Origin of the sequence: Streptomyces meridianus (genome assembly GCF_023703325.1) — a bacterium.
Taxonomy (GTDB): Bacteria; Actinomycetota; Actinomycetes; order Streptomycetales; family Streptomycetaceae; genus Streptomyces; species Streptomyces meridianus.
In genome coordinates this window covers 1-17,907 of record NZ_JAMQGM010000033.1, presented here as the reverse complement: position 1 = coordinate 17,907, position 17,907 = coordinate 1, and the positions used below count along the sequence as shown (strand labels likewise).

At 69.5% G+C, this 17,907-nt stretch carries 11 protein-coding genes; 1 reads left to right on the top strand and 10 read right to left on the bottom strand.

What is annotated here, in order from left to right; genetic code table 11:
* Nucleotides 1–27: 27 nt before the first annotated feature.
* From M1E25_RS15745 to M1E25_RS15700, 10 genes are all read right to left on the bottom strand, one after another.
* The gene (locus tag M1E25_RS15745; protein WP_251415822.1) at nt 28–279 is read right to left on the bottom strand and encodes a hypothetical protein; all 252 of its coding nucleotides are present in this window, start codon (nt 277–279) and stop codon (nt 28–30) included.
* A gap of 148 nt (nt 280–427) precedes the next feature.
* Nucleotides 428–913: a Dps family protein gene (locus M1E25_RS15740; protein ID WP_251415820.1), complete on the bottom strand. Its 486-nt coding sequence runs from the start codon at nt 911–913 to the stop codon at nt 428–430.
* Between the two features lie 169 nt (nt 914–1,082).
* On the bottom strand, nt 1,083–1,466 hold the full coding sequence (locus M1E25_RS15735) for a helix-turn-helix domain-containing protein (RefSeq protein ID WP_251415818.1): 384 nt from the start codon (nt 1,464–1,466) through the stop codon (nt 1,083–1,085).
* A 109-nt stretch (nt 1,467–1,575) separates the two neighbouring features.
* Nucleotides 1,576–2,091 (bottom strand): CinA family protein, encoded by a 516-nt coding sequence (locus M1E25_RS15730; RefSeq protein WP_251415815.1) that lies wholly within the window; start codon nt 2,089–2,091, stop codon nt 1,576–1,578.
* Nucleotides 2,088–2,768 (bottom strand): CDP-diacylglycerol--glycerol-3-phosphate 3-phosphatidyltransferase, encoded by a 681-nt coding sequence (gene pgsA, locus M1E25_RS15725; protein ID WP_251415813.1) that lies wholly within the window; start codon nt 2,766–2,768, stop codon nt 2,088–2,090. Before pgsA ends, M1E25_RS15730 begins: the two co-directional genes overlap by 4 nt.
* The gene (gene rimO / locus M1E25_RS15720; protein ID WP_251415811.1) at nt 2,765–4,246 is read right to left on the bottom strand and encodes a 30S ribosomal protein S12 methylthiotransferase RimO; all 1,482 of its coding nucleotides are present in this window, start codon (nt 4,244–4,246) and stop codon (nt 2,765–2,767) included. Before rimO ends, pgsA begins: the two co-directional genes overlap by 4 nt.
* Nucleotides 4,247–4,468: 222 nt before the next feature.
* A complete protein-coding gene (locus M1E25_RS15715) occupies nt 4,469–5,272 on the bottom strand; it encodes a helix-turn-helix domain-containing protein (protein WP_251416027.1) in 804 nt (267 codons plus the stop codon).
* A gap of 189 nt (nt 5,273–5,461) precedes the next feature.
* Nucleotides 5,462–8,176, bottom strand: coding sequence for a DNA translocase FtsK (locus tag M1E25_RS15710; protein WP_251415809.1), 2,715 nt, complete (start codon nt 8,174–8,176; stop codon nt 5,462–5,464).
* A gap of 122 nt (nt 8,177–8,298) precedes the next feature.
* Entirely contained in the window at nt 8,299–8,976 is a 678-nt protein-coding gene (locus M1E25_RS15705; RefSeq protein WP_251415806.1) for a response regulator, read from the bottom strand.
* A gap of 286 nt (nt 8,977–9,262) precedes the next feature.
* Nucleotides 9,263–14,773, bottom strand: coding sequence for a HAMP domain-containing protein (locus M1E25_RS15700; protein ID WP_251415804.1), 5,511 nt, complete (start codon nt 14,771–14,773; stop codon nt 9,263–9,265).
* 457 nt (nt 14,774–15,230) lie between these two features.
* On the opposite strand from M1E25_RS15700, the gene M1E25_RS15695 reads away from it, so the two are divergent.
* The gene (locus tag M1E25_RS15695) at nt 15,231–17,867 is read left to right on the top strand and encodes a SpoIIE family protein phosphatase (RefSeq protein WP_251415802.1); all 2,637 of its coding nucleotides are present in this window, start codon (nt 15,231–15,233) and stop codon (nt 17,865–17,867) included.
* Nucleotides 17,868–17,907: the final 40 nt, after the last annotated feature.

Sequence of the window (17,907 nt, the reverse complement as noted above, 5' to 3'; positions counted from 1 at the left end):
GTCTGCCGGCGCCTCGGCGGGCCCGGGTCACGTAGGGTCGTCTCCCCGTTGCCGCCACAGCAGCGATCGCGACCGGTGCCGGGGTGTGCGCGGCGCCGGAACACAGTGGACGGGCAGCAGGCTCAGGCTCCAGCCTCCGGCCAGGAACAGGGTCTCCACCATGCCGGCCCGGTCAGGCTGCATGATCAGCCGCAGTGCGGTCCACCACCACAGGCCTGTGACCGCCGCGAGGAACAGCAGGCGGACAAGCCCGTTGCCGCGGCAGTCGGGCCGTGGCATGGCTGCCTCCTTCGGTCGGCGGGAGCATGCCGCGACGCCGGTGCCCACACCCGCCCCCGGCTCTCCTCCCGGTTCCCGGATGCAGCAGTGGGCCGCAGCAGGTCCCGTGCGGATGAGGGCCGCCGGGGTCAGTCGCAGGACCGCGAGGTCATGCCGCGGAGCCTCTCACGTTCTCCGCCTGGAACATCCAGTGGTGCTTCTCGAGATCCGCGGTCAGGCCGATGAAGATGTCCTGCGTCACGGGATCCGGCACGTCCGTGGCGGTGATCCGCTCACGCATGCGCACGATCACCGCGTGGAGCGCGGCCACCATGGTCTGCACGGCATCGACGTCGTTGATCCAGCCCTCCTTGACCGTGCCGACGCCACTGGTCTTGGCGATGGCCTCGGCCCTGCCGTCGGGCGAGATGCCCAGTGCGGCAGCGCGTTCGGCCACCGTGTCGGAGTGCCCGCGCGTACTGGTCACGACCTCGTCGAGCTGCAGGTGAACCGAGCGGAAGCGCGGGCCGACGACATTCCAGTGAATCTGTTTGGCCACGAGGGAGAGATCGACCAGGTCGACCAGGGCACCCTGCAGGGCGTCGCCGACCGTCTTCCGGTATTCGTCGGACAGTGGGCTCTTGACCACAGACATCCGATTCCTCCTGATACGTCGAACGGTCTCTCCACCATCGCATCTCGCTCGACGGGCAGCATGCGCAGGACGTCGGCCACCCTCTCCGGCTGCAACCGGAAAGGCCGCAGGGCCCGGTCGGGTGTACAGACCGGGCCCTGCGGCCAATAAGGATGAACCGACTGGCGCCTCAGGCCGCGACGACGTCCACGGCTTCGGCAGGCGCCTTGATCGTGACGCGTTCCTCCGGGACGCCTGTCACCGACGTCACCGGGACCGAGTTGAACATCGGTCGCATCGGGGCGGGGATCGGCTCGCTCGATGCCGCGGACTGCGCCAGCTCGGCCAGCGACAACTCGTCGCTCACCTCGCGCATGACTTCGGACATTCGGACGTCGAGCGCATCACAGATCGAGGAGAGCAGCTCGGAGGACGCCTCCTTCTGCCCCCTCTCGACCTCCGAGAGATAGCCGAGGGAGACCCGCGCCGACGAGGAGACCTCGCGCAGGGTTCGGCCCTGCCGCTGGCGCTGCCGACGCAGCACGTCACCCAGCAGGCGACGGAGCAGAATCATCGGTGGCTCCCTCCTCGGACCTCGAATCCGGATCCTTCTCGACCCACCGTACCGCCTCGGGAGGCGACCGTGCGGGGAGCTATGACGTGTTCACTGAGGGCTGCAAACATCAACTTCCCCCGCTCCGTTCCGTATCATGACCGCTCGCGTTCTTCAGCAGTTCGTGCAACAGCAGTCCGAGTGCCTCCTGCACCGTCCCGACGCGTACCGCCTGCCGGTCCCCCGGCAGCTCCAGAAGCGCATGCGCGGCTGCGCCCCGGGGCCCTGCCACGGCCACGTGCACGGTGCCGGCCTGCTGCCCGTCCTGCGGGCCGGGGCCCGCAACCCCCGTCGTCGAGACTCCCCAGTCCGCCGCCAGCAGCCGGCGGACCCCGTCCGCCATCGACAGCGCGACGTCCCGGTCCACGGCACCCCGCTCGGCCAGCAGGGCGCCATCGACACCGAGCACGTCACGCTTCACGTCCGTCGCATAAGCCGTCACTGCTCCGCGGAAGACGCGCGACGCTCCGGGCACATCGGTGAGCGCAGCCGCCAGCAGGCCCCCGGTGAGGGACTCGGCCGCGGCGACGGACTCGTCGCGGGCGACGAGCAGATCCAGCACCCGGGCGGCGCTCCCCCCGCTCATCCCAAGGGCCTCCCGGCCACGGCCCTCGCCCGGGCCCGGGCCGTGAGCCCGGCCCGGCGCAGCACCACGGCCTGCTTCACGTAGTCCAGTCCGGTCACCACGGTCAGGACGACGGCCACCACCATCACCCAGAACCGGAGGGTGGCGAGCGGGCCGGTCAGCACGAGCACGTACATGCCGACCGCGGTCCCCTGGGCCAGGGTCTTCAGCTTGCCGCCCCGGCTGGCCGGAATGACGCCGTGCCGGATCACCCAGAACCGCATCAACGTGATGCCGATCTCCCGGAAAAGGATCACCCCGGTCACCCACCAGGGCAGTTCGGCCAGGGCGGACAGGCAGATCAGCGCCGCCCCCATGATCGCTTTGTCCGCGATGGGATCCGCGATCTTCCCGAAGTCGGTGACCAGGTTGTAGCGCCGGGCCAGATGACCGTCGAAGAGATCGGTGATCATGGCGACGGCGAAAGCGGCCCAGGCGAACGAACGCCACACCGGGTCGTATCCGCCGTTGTGCAGCAGCAGCACGACGAACCCGGGGACGAGCAGCAGCCGCACCATGGTGAGGACGTTGGCGATGTTCCACAGGCCCGCCTGCGGAACCGCAGGGGCGCTGACGAGGCCGTCCCGCACCGGCGGGCGACCTGGACTGCCTGCCGCAGAGGCGGGAACACCCGTCATCTGCCGGCCTCCTCGGGGCACCCGGCCGACGGCAACGGCTCGGCCACCAGGTCCACGCCCTCGGTCGCCACCACCTTGGCGAGGACCATACGGCCCGGAACAAGCCCCTCGGCGCTGGTGAGCAGCGTCTGCCCGTCGGTCTCCGGCGCCTGGTGCGCACCGCGACCGACCGCGCCGTCCTCGTCGTCGATCGTCTCCACCAGGACCTCGACCGTCTCGCCCAGCCGCTCCTCGGCACGCTGCGAGGTGAGTTCCTCGGCCAGCCGGGAGATACGGGAAAGCCGCTCCGCGACGATCTCCGGGTCGAGCTTGCCCTCGTACCCCAGTGCTTCGGTGCCCTCCTCGTCGGAGTATCCGAAGACGCCGATGGCGTCCAGCCGGGCACCGGTCAGGAACCGCTCCAGCTCCGCCACGTCCTCCTCGGTCTCACCGGGGAAACCGACGATGAAGTTGGACCGGGCACCGGCCTGCGGGGCCCGGGAACGGATCTGTTCGAGGAGACCGAGGAAGCGATCGGTGTCGCCGAAGCGGCGCATGGCCCGCAGCACGCCGGGGGCCGAGTGCTGGAAGGACAGGTCGAAGTACGGCGCGACCTGGGGCGTCGAGGCGAGGACGTCGATCAGGCCCGGACGCAGCTCGGCCGGCTGGAGATAGCTGACCCGAACCCGCTCGATGCCCTCGACGGCCGCCAGTTCCGGCAGGAGTGACTCCAGGAGCCGGATGTCTCCGAGGTCCTTGCCGTAGGAGGTGTTGTTCTCGGAGACCAGCATGATCTCCCTGACGCCCTCCGCGGCCAGCCACTTGGTCTCGCCGAGCACGTCCGACGGCCGGCGGGAGACGAAGGAGCCGCGGAAGGCGGGGATCGCGCAGAACGAGCAGCGGCGGTCGCAGCCGGAGGCCAGCTTCACCGAGGCGACAGGCCCGGAGTCCAGCCGACGGCGCAACGGGGCGCGTGGTCCCGAGGCGGGGGCGACGCCTGCCGGCAGGTCCGCGGGGATCGAGGCGGAGACATCGCCGTGACCGGGCAGGGCCACGTCGGTGTTCTGCCGCTCGGCCGGGCTGACCGGCAGCAGCTTGCGCCGGTCTCGAGGGGTGTGGGAGGCGTGGATGCCGCCGGAGAGAATGGTTCGGAGGCGGTCGGAGATGTCCGTGTAGTCGTCGAATCCGAGGACGCCGTCGGCTTCCGGCAGCGCTTCCGCGAGTTCCTTGCCGTACCGCTCGGCCATGCAGCCGACGGCGACGACGGCCTGGGTGCGGCCGTGGTCCTTGAGGTCGTTGGCCTCGAGAAGGGCGTCGACGGAGTCCTTCTTGGCGGCCTCGACGAATCCACAGGTGTTCACGACGGCCACATCGGCGTCGGCGGCTTCCGGGACGAGCTCCCAGCCGTCCGCCGCCAGACGGCCGGCGAGTTCCTCCGAGTCCACCTCGTTACGGGCGCAGCCAAGAGTGACGAGAGCGACGGTACGGCGTTCGGGCATGGGGACAAGCCTACTTTGTCACGGCGGGGGGTCCGGCTGTCAGGGTTCGCGGCCCCGGGGGAAGGCAACAGGTCTTCGCCGGAGCGGGCCGAGCGCCCGCCTGACGTGCGGTGGCACGGGCCCGGAACGCGGGTGGCACCGGGGGCGGACACCGAAGCTCTCCCCGCCCACAGGGCGGGGAGAGCTTCGGTGTCCGCCGGCAGACCGGACGGTGCGGGCCGGTCAGCCCGCCTCGGGGTCACCCTTGGTGTAGCTGAGCCGCTGCACCTGGCCGTCTTCTCCGTGCTCCTTGATCTCCTTGCCGTTGACGAAGAGCTGCACCGCGCCGGCGTTGCCGAGCACGAGGTCGATGCGCTTCTTGTCGGTGAAGGTCTTGGAGTCGCCCTTCTTGAGGACGCCCTCGTGCAGGAGACGGCCGTTGTGGTCCTTCGCCGAGATCCAGCTGGGCGCGTCCTCGGCCGTCACCTTCACCGTGACCTTGTCGGCCGGCACGGCTGCGATGGCGCTCTCGGACGTCTCCGGCGCGGGCTCGGAGGACTTGGTCCGGGTGGGGCCGGGGGTGGGCTGCTGCGCGGGCAGGTCGCCGGCCGACTGCGTACCTTCCCCGTCCTTGCCGTTGTTGCCGCCGAACGCGGTGAAACCGACGAAACCGACGACCGCGACGATGGCGGCCACCATGGCGGCCGTCCAGTTCGGTCTGCGCGGCTCCGGCTTGATGCGTTCCGCTTCGAACAGCGGCGCGGCAGCCGTCGGCTCCGGCCGTCCGCCGTGCTCGGCGTCGAACTGCGCGACGAGCGGTGCGGGGTCGAGACCGACCACGCGGGCGATGGTGCGGATGTGGCCCCGCGCGTACACGTCACCACCGCAGCGGCTGAAATCGTCCTGCTCGATCGCCTGGACGATGGGGATGCGCACCCGCGTGGTGCCACTGACCTCGTCGACGGTGAGACCGGCGGCGACGCGGGCATGCTGGAGGGCTTGACCGATGGAAGGACGGTCGTCTTCGGGGGAGTTGCCGATGGACACGGGGGTGCCTTTCGAGCGTGTAGCCACCTGCTGGATGCTCAGTCTAGGGGTGGTACGAAAGGGTGGGGCAACCGGGAGGACAGAGTTTGTACGCCATCAGGATTTCCTTCCGGCCGACAGTCGTCACATCATTCCGTCATCCCGGTCAACTTGACGCACGGCCAGAGGAAACGGTTGCCCGCCTCCCTCTTACGAGTGAGTCTCCCCGCGGATCACGCCGAGGACCCCGTCCAGCTCGTCGGGCTTGACCAGGACGTCGCGCGCCTTCGAACCCTCGCTCGGACCGACGATGTCGCGCGATTCCATCAGGTCCATAAGTCTTCCCGCCTTGGCGAAGCCCACACGCAGTTTCCGCTGCAGCATCGATGTCGATCCGAACTGCGTCGTGACGACGAGTTCGGCAGCCTGGCAGAGGAGATCCAGATCGTCGCCGATGTCCTCGTCGATCTCCTTCTTCTTCCCGCTCCCCACCGTGACGTCGTCCCGGAACACCGGGGCCATCTGCGCCTTGCAATGGCTGACGACCGACTCGATCTCCGTCTCGGTCACGAAGGCGCCCTGCAGACGGGTCGGCTTCCCGGCCCCCATCGGCAGGAAGAGGGCGTCGCCCTTGCCGATCAGCTTGTCCGCCCCCGGCTGGTCGAGGATCACGCGGCTGTCCGCCAGCGACGAGGTGGCGAACGCGAGCCGCGAGGGCACGTTCGCCTTGATCAGGCCGGTGACGACGTCGACGCTGGGCCGCTGGGTGGCGAGCACCAGGTGGATACCGGCGGCCCGGGCGAGCTGGGTGATGCGGACGATGGCATCCTCGACGTCACGCGGCGCCACCATCATCAGATCGGCCAGCTCGTCGACGATCACCAGCAGGTAGGGATACGGCTGCAACTCCCGCTCGCTCCCGGGCAGGGCGGACACCCTGCCGCTGCGCACCGCGGCGTTGAAGTCGTCGATGTGCCGGAACCCGTAGGCGGCGAGGTCGTCGTAGCGCAGATCCATCTCCCGCACCACCCACTGCAGCGCCTCGGCCGCGCGTTTCGGATTGGTGATGATCGGTGTGATCAGATGCGGGACGCCCTCGTAGGAGGTCAGCTCGACCCGCTTGGGGTCGATCAGGACCATCCGCACGTCCTCCGGGGTCGCCCGCACCATCACCGAGGTGATCAGGCAGTTGATGCAGGAGGACTTGCCCGATCCGGTGGCGCCGGCAACGAGCAGGTGCGGCATCTTCGCGAGGTTGGCCATGACGAAGCCGCCCTCCACGTCCTTGCCCAGGGCCACGAGCATCGGGTGCTCGTCCTCGGCGGCCGCGGCTAGCCGCAGCACGTCGCCGAGATTGACCATCTCCCGGTCGGTGTTGGGGATTTCGATGCCCACCGCCGACTTGCCCGGAATTGGGCTGATGATCCGTACGTCGGGGCTGGCGACCGCGTAGGCGATGTTCTTGGTGAGCGCGGTGATGCGCTCGACCTTGACCGCCGGCCCGAGCTCCACCTCGTACCGCGTGACCGTGGGGCCCCGGGTGAAGCCGGTGACAGCCGCATCGACCTTGAACTCGGAGAAGACATTGGTCAACGAGGCCACGACGGCGTCATTGGCGGCACTGCGGGTCTTGCCCGGCCCGCCCCGCTGCAACAGGTTCAGCGACGGGAGCGCGTACGTGATGTCCCCGGCCAGCTGCAACTGCTCGGCACGGGGCGGCAGGGCGGCCGGTTCGGGCAGGGGTTCGGCGGATCGGGTCAGGTCGGGGACGACCGCGGTGGCCTCCGGCTCCCGCCCCGCATCACCGGCTCCCCGGGCGCCGGGAACTCCCGCCGACCGTTCGCCCGAGACGCTGTGGCTCAGATCCGCCACGAGTGGGGAGGGCTGGACGCCGTGGAGCACCGCGCCGTCCAGTGCCGCAGCGGCGGCCGCCGCGACGTCGACCGCGTCCATCGGGCCGTCCTCCACGGCGCCGGAGGCGGCACGCCGGGGGCGGCGTCGCCTGCGCAGCGCCTCCTCCTCGACGCGGTCGGGGCCGGACACGGCGGCAACCCCCGCGGAGCCACGCCGCGAACGGGAGACCGGCTCCTGCCCGTCGGCCTCGTACGCGCTGTCCGCTGCCCCCCGACCCGGCCGGACTTCGTCGACGACCCCGAGCCGGACACCGAGCAGCCGCAGCCGCTGCGGGACGGCGTTGACCGGCGTGGCCGTGACCACCAGGAGCCCGAAGACCGTGACGAGCACCAGCAGCGGGACGGCGAGCACCTCGCCCATCGTGAAGATCAGCGGTCGGGAGGCGGCCCACCCGATCAGGCCTCCCGCGTCACGGATGGCGGCGGTCCCCTCACCTCGGCCGGGGGCGCCACAGGCCATGTGGACCTGTCCGAGCACCCCGATCACCAGCGCCGACAGGCCGATGACGATCCGTCCGTTCGCCTCCGGCCGCTCCGGGTGCCGGATGAGCCGTACGGCCATCGCCCCGATCAGAATCGGGACGAGCAGATCGAGCCGGCCGAAGGCGCCGGTCACCAGAATCTCCACCAGCCCGCCGACCGGACCGGCCGGCTTCGACCAGGTGCCGGCAGCGACGACCAGCGCCAGCCCCAGCAGGGAAAGGGCGAGCCCGTCCTTGCGGTGCGCCGGGTCGAGTCCGCGCGCCCCGCGGCCGACGCCGCGCAGGACCGCCCCGATGGCGTGGGCGACCCCCAGCCAGGCTGCGCGCACGAGCCGGTAGACGCCCCCGGTCGGGGACGGCGCCGGTTTGACGGCCGGCTTGCGCACGGGGGTCTTCCGGACCGCGGCAGGCTTCTTGGCCGGCGTCCGCTTGGCAGGCGTCTTCTTCACCGCGCCCGCGGTACGGCCGGCGCGTGATTTCGAGGTGCCCGAAACGCTGGGAGAAGCCTTGCCGGACGTACGTGAGGCCATGGATGCGAGATTACCGCTGTGGGCCCTACGGGACACGTGTGCCCTTGAGTTAACCCGTTCGTGTCGCCGTTCGCTGGACGCTGACGCCCGGTCAACTTACGGAAACAGGCCTTGACGGCGCCTCAGCTCTGGGACGGAACCACCGGGGCGCCGTTCCCGGCACCCGGCTCCAGCGCATCGAGCGCCCGTCGCAGGCCGGTCAGTTTGCGCTCCAGGTGGGCCGCCGTCGCGACGGCGGCTGCGTCCGGGGACTCGTCGAGCTGCTTGGACAACGCCTCCGCCTGCTCCTCGACCGCCGCCAGCCGCGCCGACAGCTCCGCGAGCAGACCGGCAGGCTCCGCGCTGTCCTCCGGCGTCGGACGCCCGTTCTCCAACTGGAGCCGCAGCAGCGCCGCCTGTTCGCGGAGCTGGCAGTTCTTCATGTACAGCTCGACGAAGACCGACACCTTGGCCCGCAGCACCCACGGGTCGAAGGGCTTGGAGATGTAGTCGACCGCCCCCGCCGCGTAACCCCGGAACGTGTGGTGCGGCCCGTGGTTGATGGCGGTGAGGAAGATGATCGGGATGTCCCGCGTCCGCTCGCGCCGCTTGATGTGCGCGGCCGTCTCGAACCCGTCCATACCCGGCATCTGGACATCCAGAAGGATCACCGCGAAGTCGTCCGTCAGCAGCGCCTTGAGCGCTTCCTCCCCTGACGATGCCCGCACCAACGTCTGATCGAGCGCAGAGAGGATCGCCTCCAGCGCCAGCAGATTCTCCGGCCGGTCATCGACCAGGAGGATCTTGGCCTTCTGCACCATGCCCCGTCCTCCTCGTCCCGCCTTGGGGTCTCCCCGGCCCGAAGAGCCAGGGGAAGCACCGGGCGCCACCCCCGGGGACGACTCCGTAACGCCGTCCGTACTTGTGCCGGTCATGGTAGCCGCACCCCGTCGTTCGCCACACCCTGTCACGGTGATGTCACTGTGCACATACCAAAAGCGTGACGGGAGCCGTGCTGGTTCCCCTGCCGCGCCGTCATCACACCTGCCAGAACGCACTCCTCCGACATTTTCCGGTCTCTTGACCCTGGCACCCCACGAACCCGGCTCATTCGCCACCCATCCACTGCTTCATCACCGACAGCAGGTGATCCGTGTCCACCGGTTTGGTGACGTAGTCGGAGGCCCCGGACTCGATGCTCTTCTCCCGGTCGCCCTTCATCGCCTTGGCCGTGAGCGCAATGATCGGCAGCCCCGCGAACTGCGGCATCCGGCGGATCGCCGCCGTGGTCGCATAGCCGTCCATCTCGGGCATCATGATGTCCATCAGAACGAGCGCCACGTCGTCATGCTGCTCGAGGACCTCGATCCCCTCCCGGCCGTTCTCGGCGTAGAGCACCGACAGGCCGTGCTGCTCCAGCACGCTGGTCAGGGCGAAGACGTTGCGGATGTCGTCGTCGACGATCAGTACCCGCTCCCCCGCGAAGCCGTTGCGGGCGTCCTGCAGGGTGAGTTCCCGCCCGGCCGTACGGGCGGGTTCGGTGGCCTGCCCGTCGGCTTCCACCGGAGGCCCGAAGCGGCCCGTCAGGGCGCTCCGGTGCCGCGAGTCCGCCACGGACCGCCGACGCCGTCCTGCCGGCTCGACCCGCTCCGCGACGGGCTCCAGGCGTAGCTCCTCGGGCGCTTCGGCGACCGCGGCCCCCGACTCGATCGGCAGCGGACCGGGCTGTGCGGCGAGCGCAGCCCTGGGCCCCGGCTCGCCGGGTGCCAGCTGGGGATAGCCGTGCGGTGGCAACTCGCTGGGGTTCAGCGGCAGATACAGCGTGAACGTCGATCCGCGATTGGGCTCGCTCGCCGCATGGATCTCACCGCCGAGCAGCCTGGCGATCTCGCGGCTGATGGAGAGCCCGAGTCCGGTGCCACCGTACTTGCGGCTCGTCGTACCGTCAGCCTGCTTGAACGCCTCGAAGATGACCCGCATCTTGCTCGCGGCGATGCCGATGCCGGTGTCCGTCACCGAGAAGGCGATCATCTCGGCGTCGGCGGACTGCAGCGATCCGCTCTCCAGCAGCTGCTCGCGGATGGGGTCCGGCACATCCGCCCCTGCCGAGCGGATGACCAGCTCCACGGCGCCGCTGTCGGTGAACTTCACCGCGTTGGACAGGAGGTTGCGCAGCACCTGCAGCAGCCGCTGCTCGTCGGTGTGGAGCGTTGCCGGCAGTTCGGGCGAGACCCGGACCGAGAAGTCCAGGCCCTTTTCCGCGGTCAGCGGCCGGAAGGTCGCCTCCACGTAGTCGACCAGTTGCACCAGCGCGATCCGGGTCGGGCTGACGTCCATCTTGCCCGCCTCGACCTTGGACAGATCGAGGATGTCGTTGATGAGCTGGAGCAGGTCGGAACCGGCGCCGTGGATGGTCTCGGAGAACTCCACCTGCTTCGGCGACAGATTGCCCTCGGCGTTGTCCGCCAGGAGCTTGGCCAGAATCAGCAGCGAGTTGAGCGGTGTCCGCAGCTCGTGCGACATGTTCGCCAGGAACTCGGACTTGTACCGCATCGAGACCGCGAGCTGCTCAGCGCGCTCCTCGAGAACCTGACGGGCCTCCTCGATCTCGGTGTTCTTCACCTCGATGTCCCGGTTCTGCTCGGCCAGCAGCTCGGCCTTGTCCTCCAGTTCGGCGTTGGACTCCTGGAGCGCCTTCTGCCGGTTCTCCAGCTCCGCGGAACGTTCCCGCAGTTGCTCCGTCAGCTCCTGCGACTGCTTGAGGAGCAGCTCCGTGGTGGTGTTGACGCTGATCGTGTTGACGCTCGTCGCGATCATTTCCGCGATCTGGTTCAGGAAGTCCTTCTGGATCTGCGCGAACGGCTGGAAGGAGGCCAGTTCGATGACTCCGAGGATCTTCCCCTCGAACAGCACCGGGAGCACGATGACGTGGGCCGGCGGTGCCTCGCCGAGCCCGGAGGCGATCTTCAGGTAGCCCGGCGGGACGTTCTCGACGAGGACCGTCCGCTTCTCCTCGGCGGCAGTGCCGATGAGGCTTTCCCCCGGACGGAACGACGTGGGCATGGAGCCCATCGAGTAGCCGTAGCTCCCGATCATCCGCAGCTCGTACGAACCGTCCTGATCGGCGCCGGCAACCTCGCTCTCGCCGGTCGGCATGGCCAGGAAGAAGGCTCCGTGCTGCGCGGAGACCACCGGGGTGAGCTCGCTCATGATCAGACGGGCCACGTCCTGCAGGTCGCGTCGTCCCTGCATCAGACCGGAGATCCGGGCCAGGTTGCCCTTGAGCCAGTCCTGCTCCTTGTTGGCGAGTGTCGTCTCGCGCAGGGTGGCGATCATGGTGTTGATGTTGTCCTGGAGCTCCAGGATCTCGCCCGCGGCGTCGACGTCGATCTTCAGGTTGAGATCGCCACGGGTCACGGCCGCGGCGACGGCCGCGATGGCCCGGACCTGACGGGTCAGGTTGCCGGCCATCTCGTTCACGGACTCGGTGAGGTCCTGCCAGGTGCCCGCCACGTCGCGCACCCGCGCCTGACCGCCCAGCTGGCCTTCCGTACCCACCTCGCGCGCCACCCGCGTCACCTGCTCGGCGAACGACGACAGCTGGCCCACCATCGTGTTGATGGTCGTCTTCAGCTCGAGGATCTCGCCCCGCGCGTCCACGTCGATCTTCTTGGTCAGGTCGCCCTTGGCGACCGCGGTCATCACCATCGCGATGTTCCGCACCTGGCCGGTCAGGTTGGACGCCATCGAGTTCACGGACTCGGTGAGGTCCTTCCAGGTGCCGGAAACGCCGGGCACCCGCGCCTGGCCGCCCAGGATTCCCTCGGTACCCACTTCGCGCGCCACCCGCGTCACCTCGTCGGCGAACGACGACAGGGTGGTCACCATGGTGTTGACCGTGTCGGCGAGCTGGGCGACTTCCCCGCGCGCCTCGACCGTCACCTTCTTCGTGAGGTCGCCATTGGCGACGGCTGCGGAGACCTGGGCGATGTTGCGCACCTGGGTGGTCAGGTTCGAGGCCATCAGGTTGACGTTGTCGGTCAGGTCCTTCCAGATGCCGGATACGTCCCGCACCCGCGCCTGACCGCCCAGCTGGCCTTCCGTACCCACCTCGCGCGCCACCCGCGTCACCTGCTCGGCGAACGACGACAGCTGGTCCACCATCGTGTTCACCGTGGTGACGAGGGCGAGGATCTCGCCCTTGGCATCGACCGTGATCTTCTTCGACAGGTCGCCCTCGGCGACCGCGGTCGTCACCTCGGCGATGTTGCGCACCTGCGACGTCAGGTTGTTCGCCATGAAGTTCACGGACTGCGTGAGGTCTTTCCAGGTGCCGGAGACGCCCTGGACCTCCGCCTGACCGCCCAGGATTCCCTCGGTGCCCACCTCGCGCGCCACCCGCGTCACCTGCTCGGCGAACGACGACAGCTGGTCCACCATCGTGTTGAGGGTGTTCTTCAGCTCGAGGATCTCACCGCGCGCGTCCACGTCGATCTTCTGCGACAGGTCACCTCGGGCCACCGCCGTGGCCACCTGGGCGATGTTGCGCACCTGCGACGTCAGGTTCCCGGCCATGCCGTTCACCGAATCGGTCAGGTCGCGCCACACGCCGGCCACACCGGGCACCTGCGCCTGACCGCCCAGCCGCCCGTCGGTGCCCACCTCGCGCGCCACCCGCGTCACCTGGTCGGCGAACGACGACAGCTGGTCCACCATCGTGTTGATGGTGTTCTTCAGCTCGAGGATCTCACCGCGCGCGTCCACCTCGATCTTCTGCGACAGGTCACCACGGGCCACCGCGGTCGTCACCTGCGCGATCTGCCGCACCTGCGACGTCAGGTTCCCGGCCATGAAGTTGACGGAGTCGGTCAGGTCCTTCCAGGTGCCCGAGACGCCGTCGACCCGGGCCTGGCCGCCCAGCCGTCCCTCGGTGCCCACGTCCCGCGCCACCCGCGTCACCTGGTCGGCGAACGACGACAGCTGGTCCACCATCGTATTCACGGTGTTCTTCAGCTGGAGCATCTCGCCGGAGACGTCGACCGTGACCTTCTGCGACAGGTCGCCGTTGGCCACCGCGGTCGTCACCTGGGCGATGTTGCGCACCTGTCCGGTGAGGTTCCGGAAGGCCGTGTTGACCGAATCGGTCAGGTCCTTCCAGGTACCCGCCGCGCCCGGCACCTGCGCCTGACCGCCGAGCTCACCCTCGACACCGATCTCCCGGGCCACGCGCGTCACTTCGGCACCGAACGCCGACAGCTGGTCGACCATCGTGTTCACGGTGTTCTTCAGTTCCAGCATCTCGCCGGAGACGTCGACCGTGACCTTCTGCGACAGATCACCGCTGGCCACCGCGGTCGTCACCTGCGCGATGTCGCGCACCTGGGTGGTCACGTTCCGGAAGGCCGTGTTGACCGAATCGGTCAGGTCCTTCCAGGTACCCGCCGCGCCCGGCACCTGCGCCTGACCGCCGAGCACACCCTCGGCGCCGACCTCGCTCGCAACGCGCGTCACCTCGTCGGCGAACGTGCGCAGCGTCTCGGTCATCGTGTTGATCGTCTCGGCGAGCTGGGCGACCTCTCCGCGCGCGCTCACCGTGACCTTCTGCGACAGATCACCGCTGGCCACCGCGGTCGTCACCTGGGCGATCCCGCGGACCTGAGCCGTCAGGTTCCCGGCCATCAGATTCACCGAGTCGGTCAGGTCCTTCCAGACCCCTGCGACCCCGGGGACCTTCGCCTGCCCGCCCAGCTCCCCTTCGGTGCCCACCTCGCGGGCGACCCGGGTCACCTCCGAGGAGAAGGACGACAGCTGGTCCACCATTGTGTTGACGGTGTTCTTCAGCTCGAGCATCTCGCCGGCCACGTGAACCGTGACCTTCCGCGAGAGGTCGCCCTTGGCGACGGCCGTCGTGACCAGGGCGATGTCCCGCACCTGTGCGGTGAGCCGGTACGCCATGGTGTTGACGGAGTCGGTCAGGTCCTTCCACGAACCCGACATTCCGCGGACCTTGGCCTGGCCGCCGAGCTTGCCCTCGGTGCCCACCTCGCTGGCGACCCGGGTCACCTCGTCGGTGAAGGCGGACAGCTGGTCGACCAGCCCGTTGACGGTACGGCCCACCTTCAGGAACTCACCGCGCAACGGGTGCGCGGAACCGTCCGAGGCCAGGGCCCGTAGGTCCATCCGCTGCTCGAGGTCGCCCTCGGACACCGCCGACAGCACACGCCCGACCTCGGAAACCGGTCGCACGAGGTCGTCGACGAGAGCGTTCGCCCCGTCGATGGCCACCGCCCAGGCCCCTTCGCACGCACCCGTCTCCAGGCGCTCGGCAAGCTTGCCCTCGCGTCCGACCACCCGCCGGACCCGGGCGATCTCGCCCGTGAGCTGCAGGTTACGGTCGGCCACCTCGTTGAAGACCGCGGCGATCTCCGACATCACGCCGTCGCCCGAGACGGTGAGGCGCTTGCGGAAGTTTCCGTCCCGCATGGAGACGAGGGCCGTCAGCAGTCTGTTGAGGGCCGCCGTGTCCACTTCCGTGGTCCCGTTCGCGCGGGAGCGTCCAGACTTCGGGCCGCCTTTCGCGCGCGTGCCTGCGCCCCGCGCCGCTGCGCCAGACTCCACCGTGTCCCTCCCGCATGGGTCGACCGTTCTACCCGGGCCTGCTCTCGAAGCACTCCCAGTGTTCCACTGATTCTCGCGACCCCGTCCAGCACTCACGCAAGGGGGATTTTGCGGTGTTCGGCTGCGACCCGGGTACTACGCGTCGTAGCCTTCCGCTGCCTTTCCGTACCCGGCGGGAACGAGAAGGCTGTGCCTGGGGCAGAGTCGATCAGCCTGACCGGGGCATGATGTCGCACCTGCCATCCTCGAAGATCCCATTACGCCGTGGGTGGCTGTCAACCTGTCCCCATGGCCCGTCCCCCGAAAGCCGCCTTTCCTCTTCCCCCGGGCTCGGCCCGTTCCGTGTGTTCCGTACGGTCTAACCTGGCATCCGGTTCGGCGCACGCCCCCTGCAAATCGGCGAGTGTGGCGGCCCCTCGGTTCGGGGCAGAGAACCGGGGGGAGTGGAAAGACGTTGATGAGGAGACCAGTGATCACGGCGCGGGCTACGGCCACCTTCGAGCCGGTCGGACGTTCGGTTGCCACAGCACGCGCATTCGTTCGCGACACACTCCAGGGCTGGGGGTTCTCCGACATCGTCGACGACGCCGTCGTGCTGACGAGTGAACTGGTCACCAATGCCGTCGTGCACGCGGGAACCGCCGCGGACGTCCTCTGCCTGAGGACGGACGCCGGGATTCGCGTCGAGGTGGCGGACCGCTACCCGGAGCGCGAACTTCCGTTGCAGAACGGCAGCCGGATCGCCCACCCCGACCGGGAGGGCGGTCGCGGACTGCTGCTGTGCGGGGCCCTCGCGTCGGCCTGGGGGGTCGAGTACTCCACCACCCGCAAACAGGTCTGGTTCCGGCTCGACCATCCGGAGCGTCCCGCGGGCACCCGGTCCGCCGGCCCGGCACTGCCCACCGACGCGCTGCCGGTCGCCGACACCCGGGTCCGGGTCGCCGTGATCCAGATCGACCAGGACGGCGGGATCGGTTCCTGGAACGAGGACGCCGAGTCCCTCTTCGGCCACGCCGCGGACCAGGTCCTCGGCAAGCCGTTCAACGACCTCGCGGCCTGGCCGCACACCCCGGGCACGGGAACGGGCCTCTCGGAGGCACTGCACCTGTCCCGCTGGGAGGGGTCGTACGGGATCCGCGCGGCGGACAACCGGGTGGTACCGGTGTACGCCTCTCATCTGCGGGTCCGGGACTCCGCGGGCGCACCCTCGACGGTCTGTCTGCTGGTGCTCGCCCACGACCGCGCGGTCCTGCAGGCGTCCATGCGGTCCTCCTCCGGCGACTCGGGCCCCTCGCACGAGAACCGCGTACCCGCCACGGATCCGTTCGAGGTCTTCATCGGCTCGCCCGCCCCCGACGACCTGGACGGGCTCCTCCAGCGGACCGTGGAGCGGGCACGGGACATGCTCGACGCCGATGCCGCCTACCTGCTCCTGGCCACCGACGACGAGACCGAACTCGAGGTACGCGCCTCGACCGGCCTGCCGTCGGCCCGCCAGCGGTTCGCCCGTGTTCCGGTCGAAGCCGGAACCGGACGTTACGGCTCGGCCCGCATGCCGGCTGTGCACGAGGACCTGACCGTGGTGCCCGGCGCCGTGCCACTGCTCTCGGGCACGGGAATGCGGTCCGTGGTGACCGTGCCCCTCAAGGTCGAGGGCCGTCTCACCGGCTCACTCGGGGTGGCCGCCGAGAGCGCTGGTCGCTACAGCAACGAAGAAGCCCTGCGCCTTCAGTTCGCCGCCGACCGCATCGCGCTCGCCGTGGAGCGCGCCCGGCTCACCGAACTGGAACGGCTGCGCCGCGGCTCCCTGTCCTTCCTGGTCGAGGCGTCGGATCTGCTGGCCGGGACGCTCGACCGCGATCAGACGCTGGCGCTGATGGCGCAGATGACCGTCCCCACGCTCGCAGCGTGGTGCGCGGTCTACACCGTCGCCGACCAGACATCGGAGCCCGAACTGTCCTACGTCCTGCACGAGGACGAGGATCGGATCGACGGCCTCAAGAATCTGCTGGGCAAGGTCCCTCCGCCGGATCCGGTGCCCACTCCGGGTGCACGTGTGTGGACCGCCCCCACCGAAGCTGCCCACGCCTCGGCACTGCGTTCGTCGCTGCGGGACGTCGTGCTCGCCGATCCGTCCCAGCTGGCACACGGGCCGGGGCCTTCGCTGGCCACCGCCGCGGCAGTGGGCGGCGAGACCGTCGTCCTGCCCCTGGTCGCCCGGAACCGCGTCATCGGCATGCTCACGCTGGGGAAGCCCTCGGACGAGCACTTCCGACAGGAAATCCTGGAACTGGCCGAGGACTTGTCCAGGCGGGCGGCGCTGGCCCTGGACAACTCGCGGCTGTACTCGGAACGCACCGCCATCAGTCAGTCCCTGCAGCGCAGCCTGCTGCCGCCCGAACTACCCGAGGTGCCGGGAGTCGAGGTCGAGGTCATCTACCGGGCCGCCGGCGAGGGCAACGAGGTCGGCGGCGACTTCTACGATCTCTTCCCCATCCGTGACGGCGCCTACGGCTTCGCCATCGGCGATGTCTGCGGCACCGGCCCGGAGGCGGCAGCCGTGACCGGTCTCGCCCGGCATGCTCTGCGTCTCCTCGCCCGGGAGGGTTTCGGCGGCCCTGCTGTGCTGGAGCGGCTCAACGCGGCGATCCTGGACGAAGGGGCTCGCAGCAGGTTCCTGACGCTGCTGTACGGCGAGTTGTGGCCGCAGAGGGACGGCAGCGCCCTGCTCAAGGTCGTGTGCGCGGGTCACCCGCTGCCGCTGCGCCTGCGCCAGGACGGGACGGTGGAGCCGGCCGCGGAACCGCAGCCGCTGCTGGGAGTGATGGACGACCTCGACCTGTACGAGCAGACGGTGACCCTGGACCCGGGCGATGTGCTGCTGTGCGTGACGGACGGTGTCACCGAGCGCCGTGAAGGTTCCCGAATGCTCGGTGACGACGGCCTCGCGGACGTCCTGACCACCTGCACGGGCCTGACAGCCGGCGCGGTGGCGGCCCGCATTCTGCGCGCCGTGGAGCGGTTCGCCGCGGAACCGGCCTCGGACGACATGGCCATCCTCGCCCTGCGCGTCCCGGAGCCGCACAACCACTGAGCCCAACGGGTTCCGGGCACCTCCACACATGGGAAGGGCC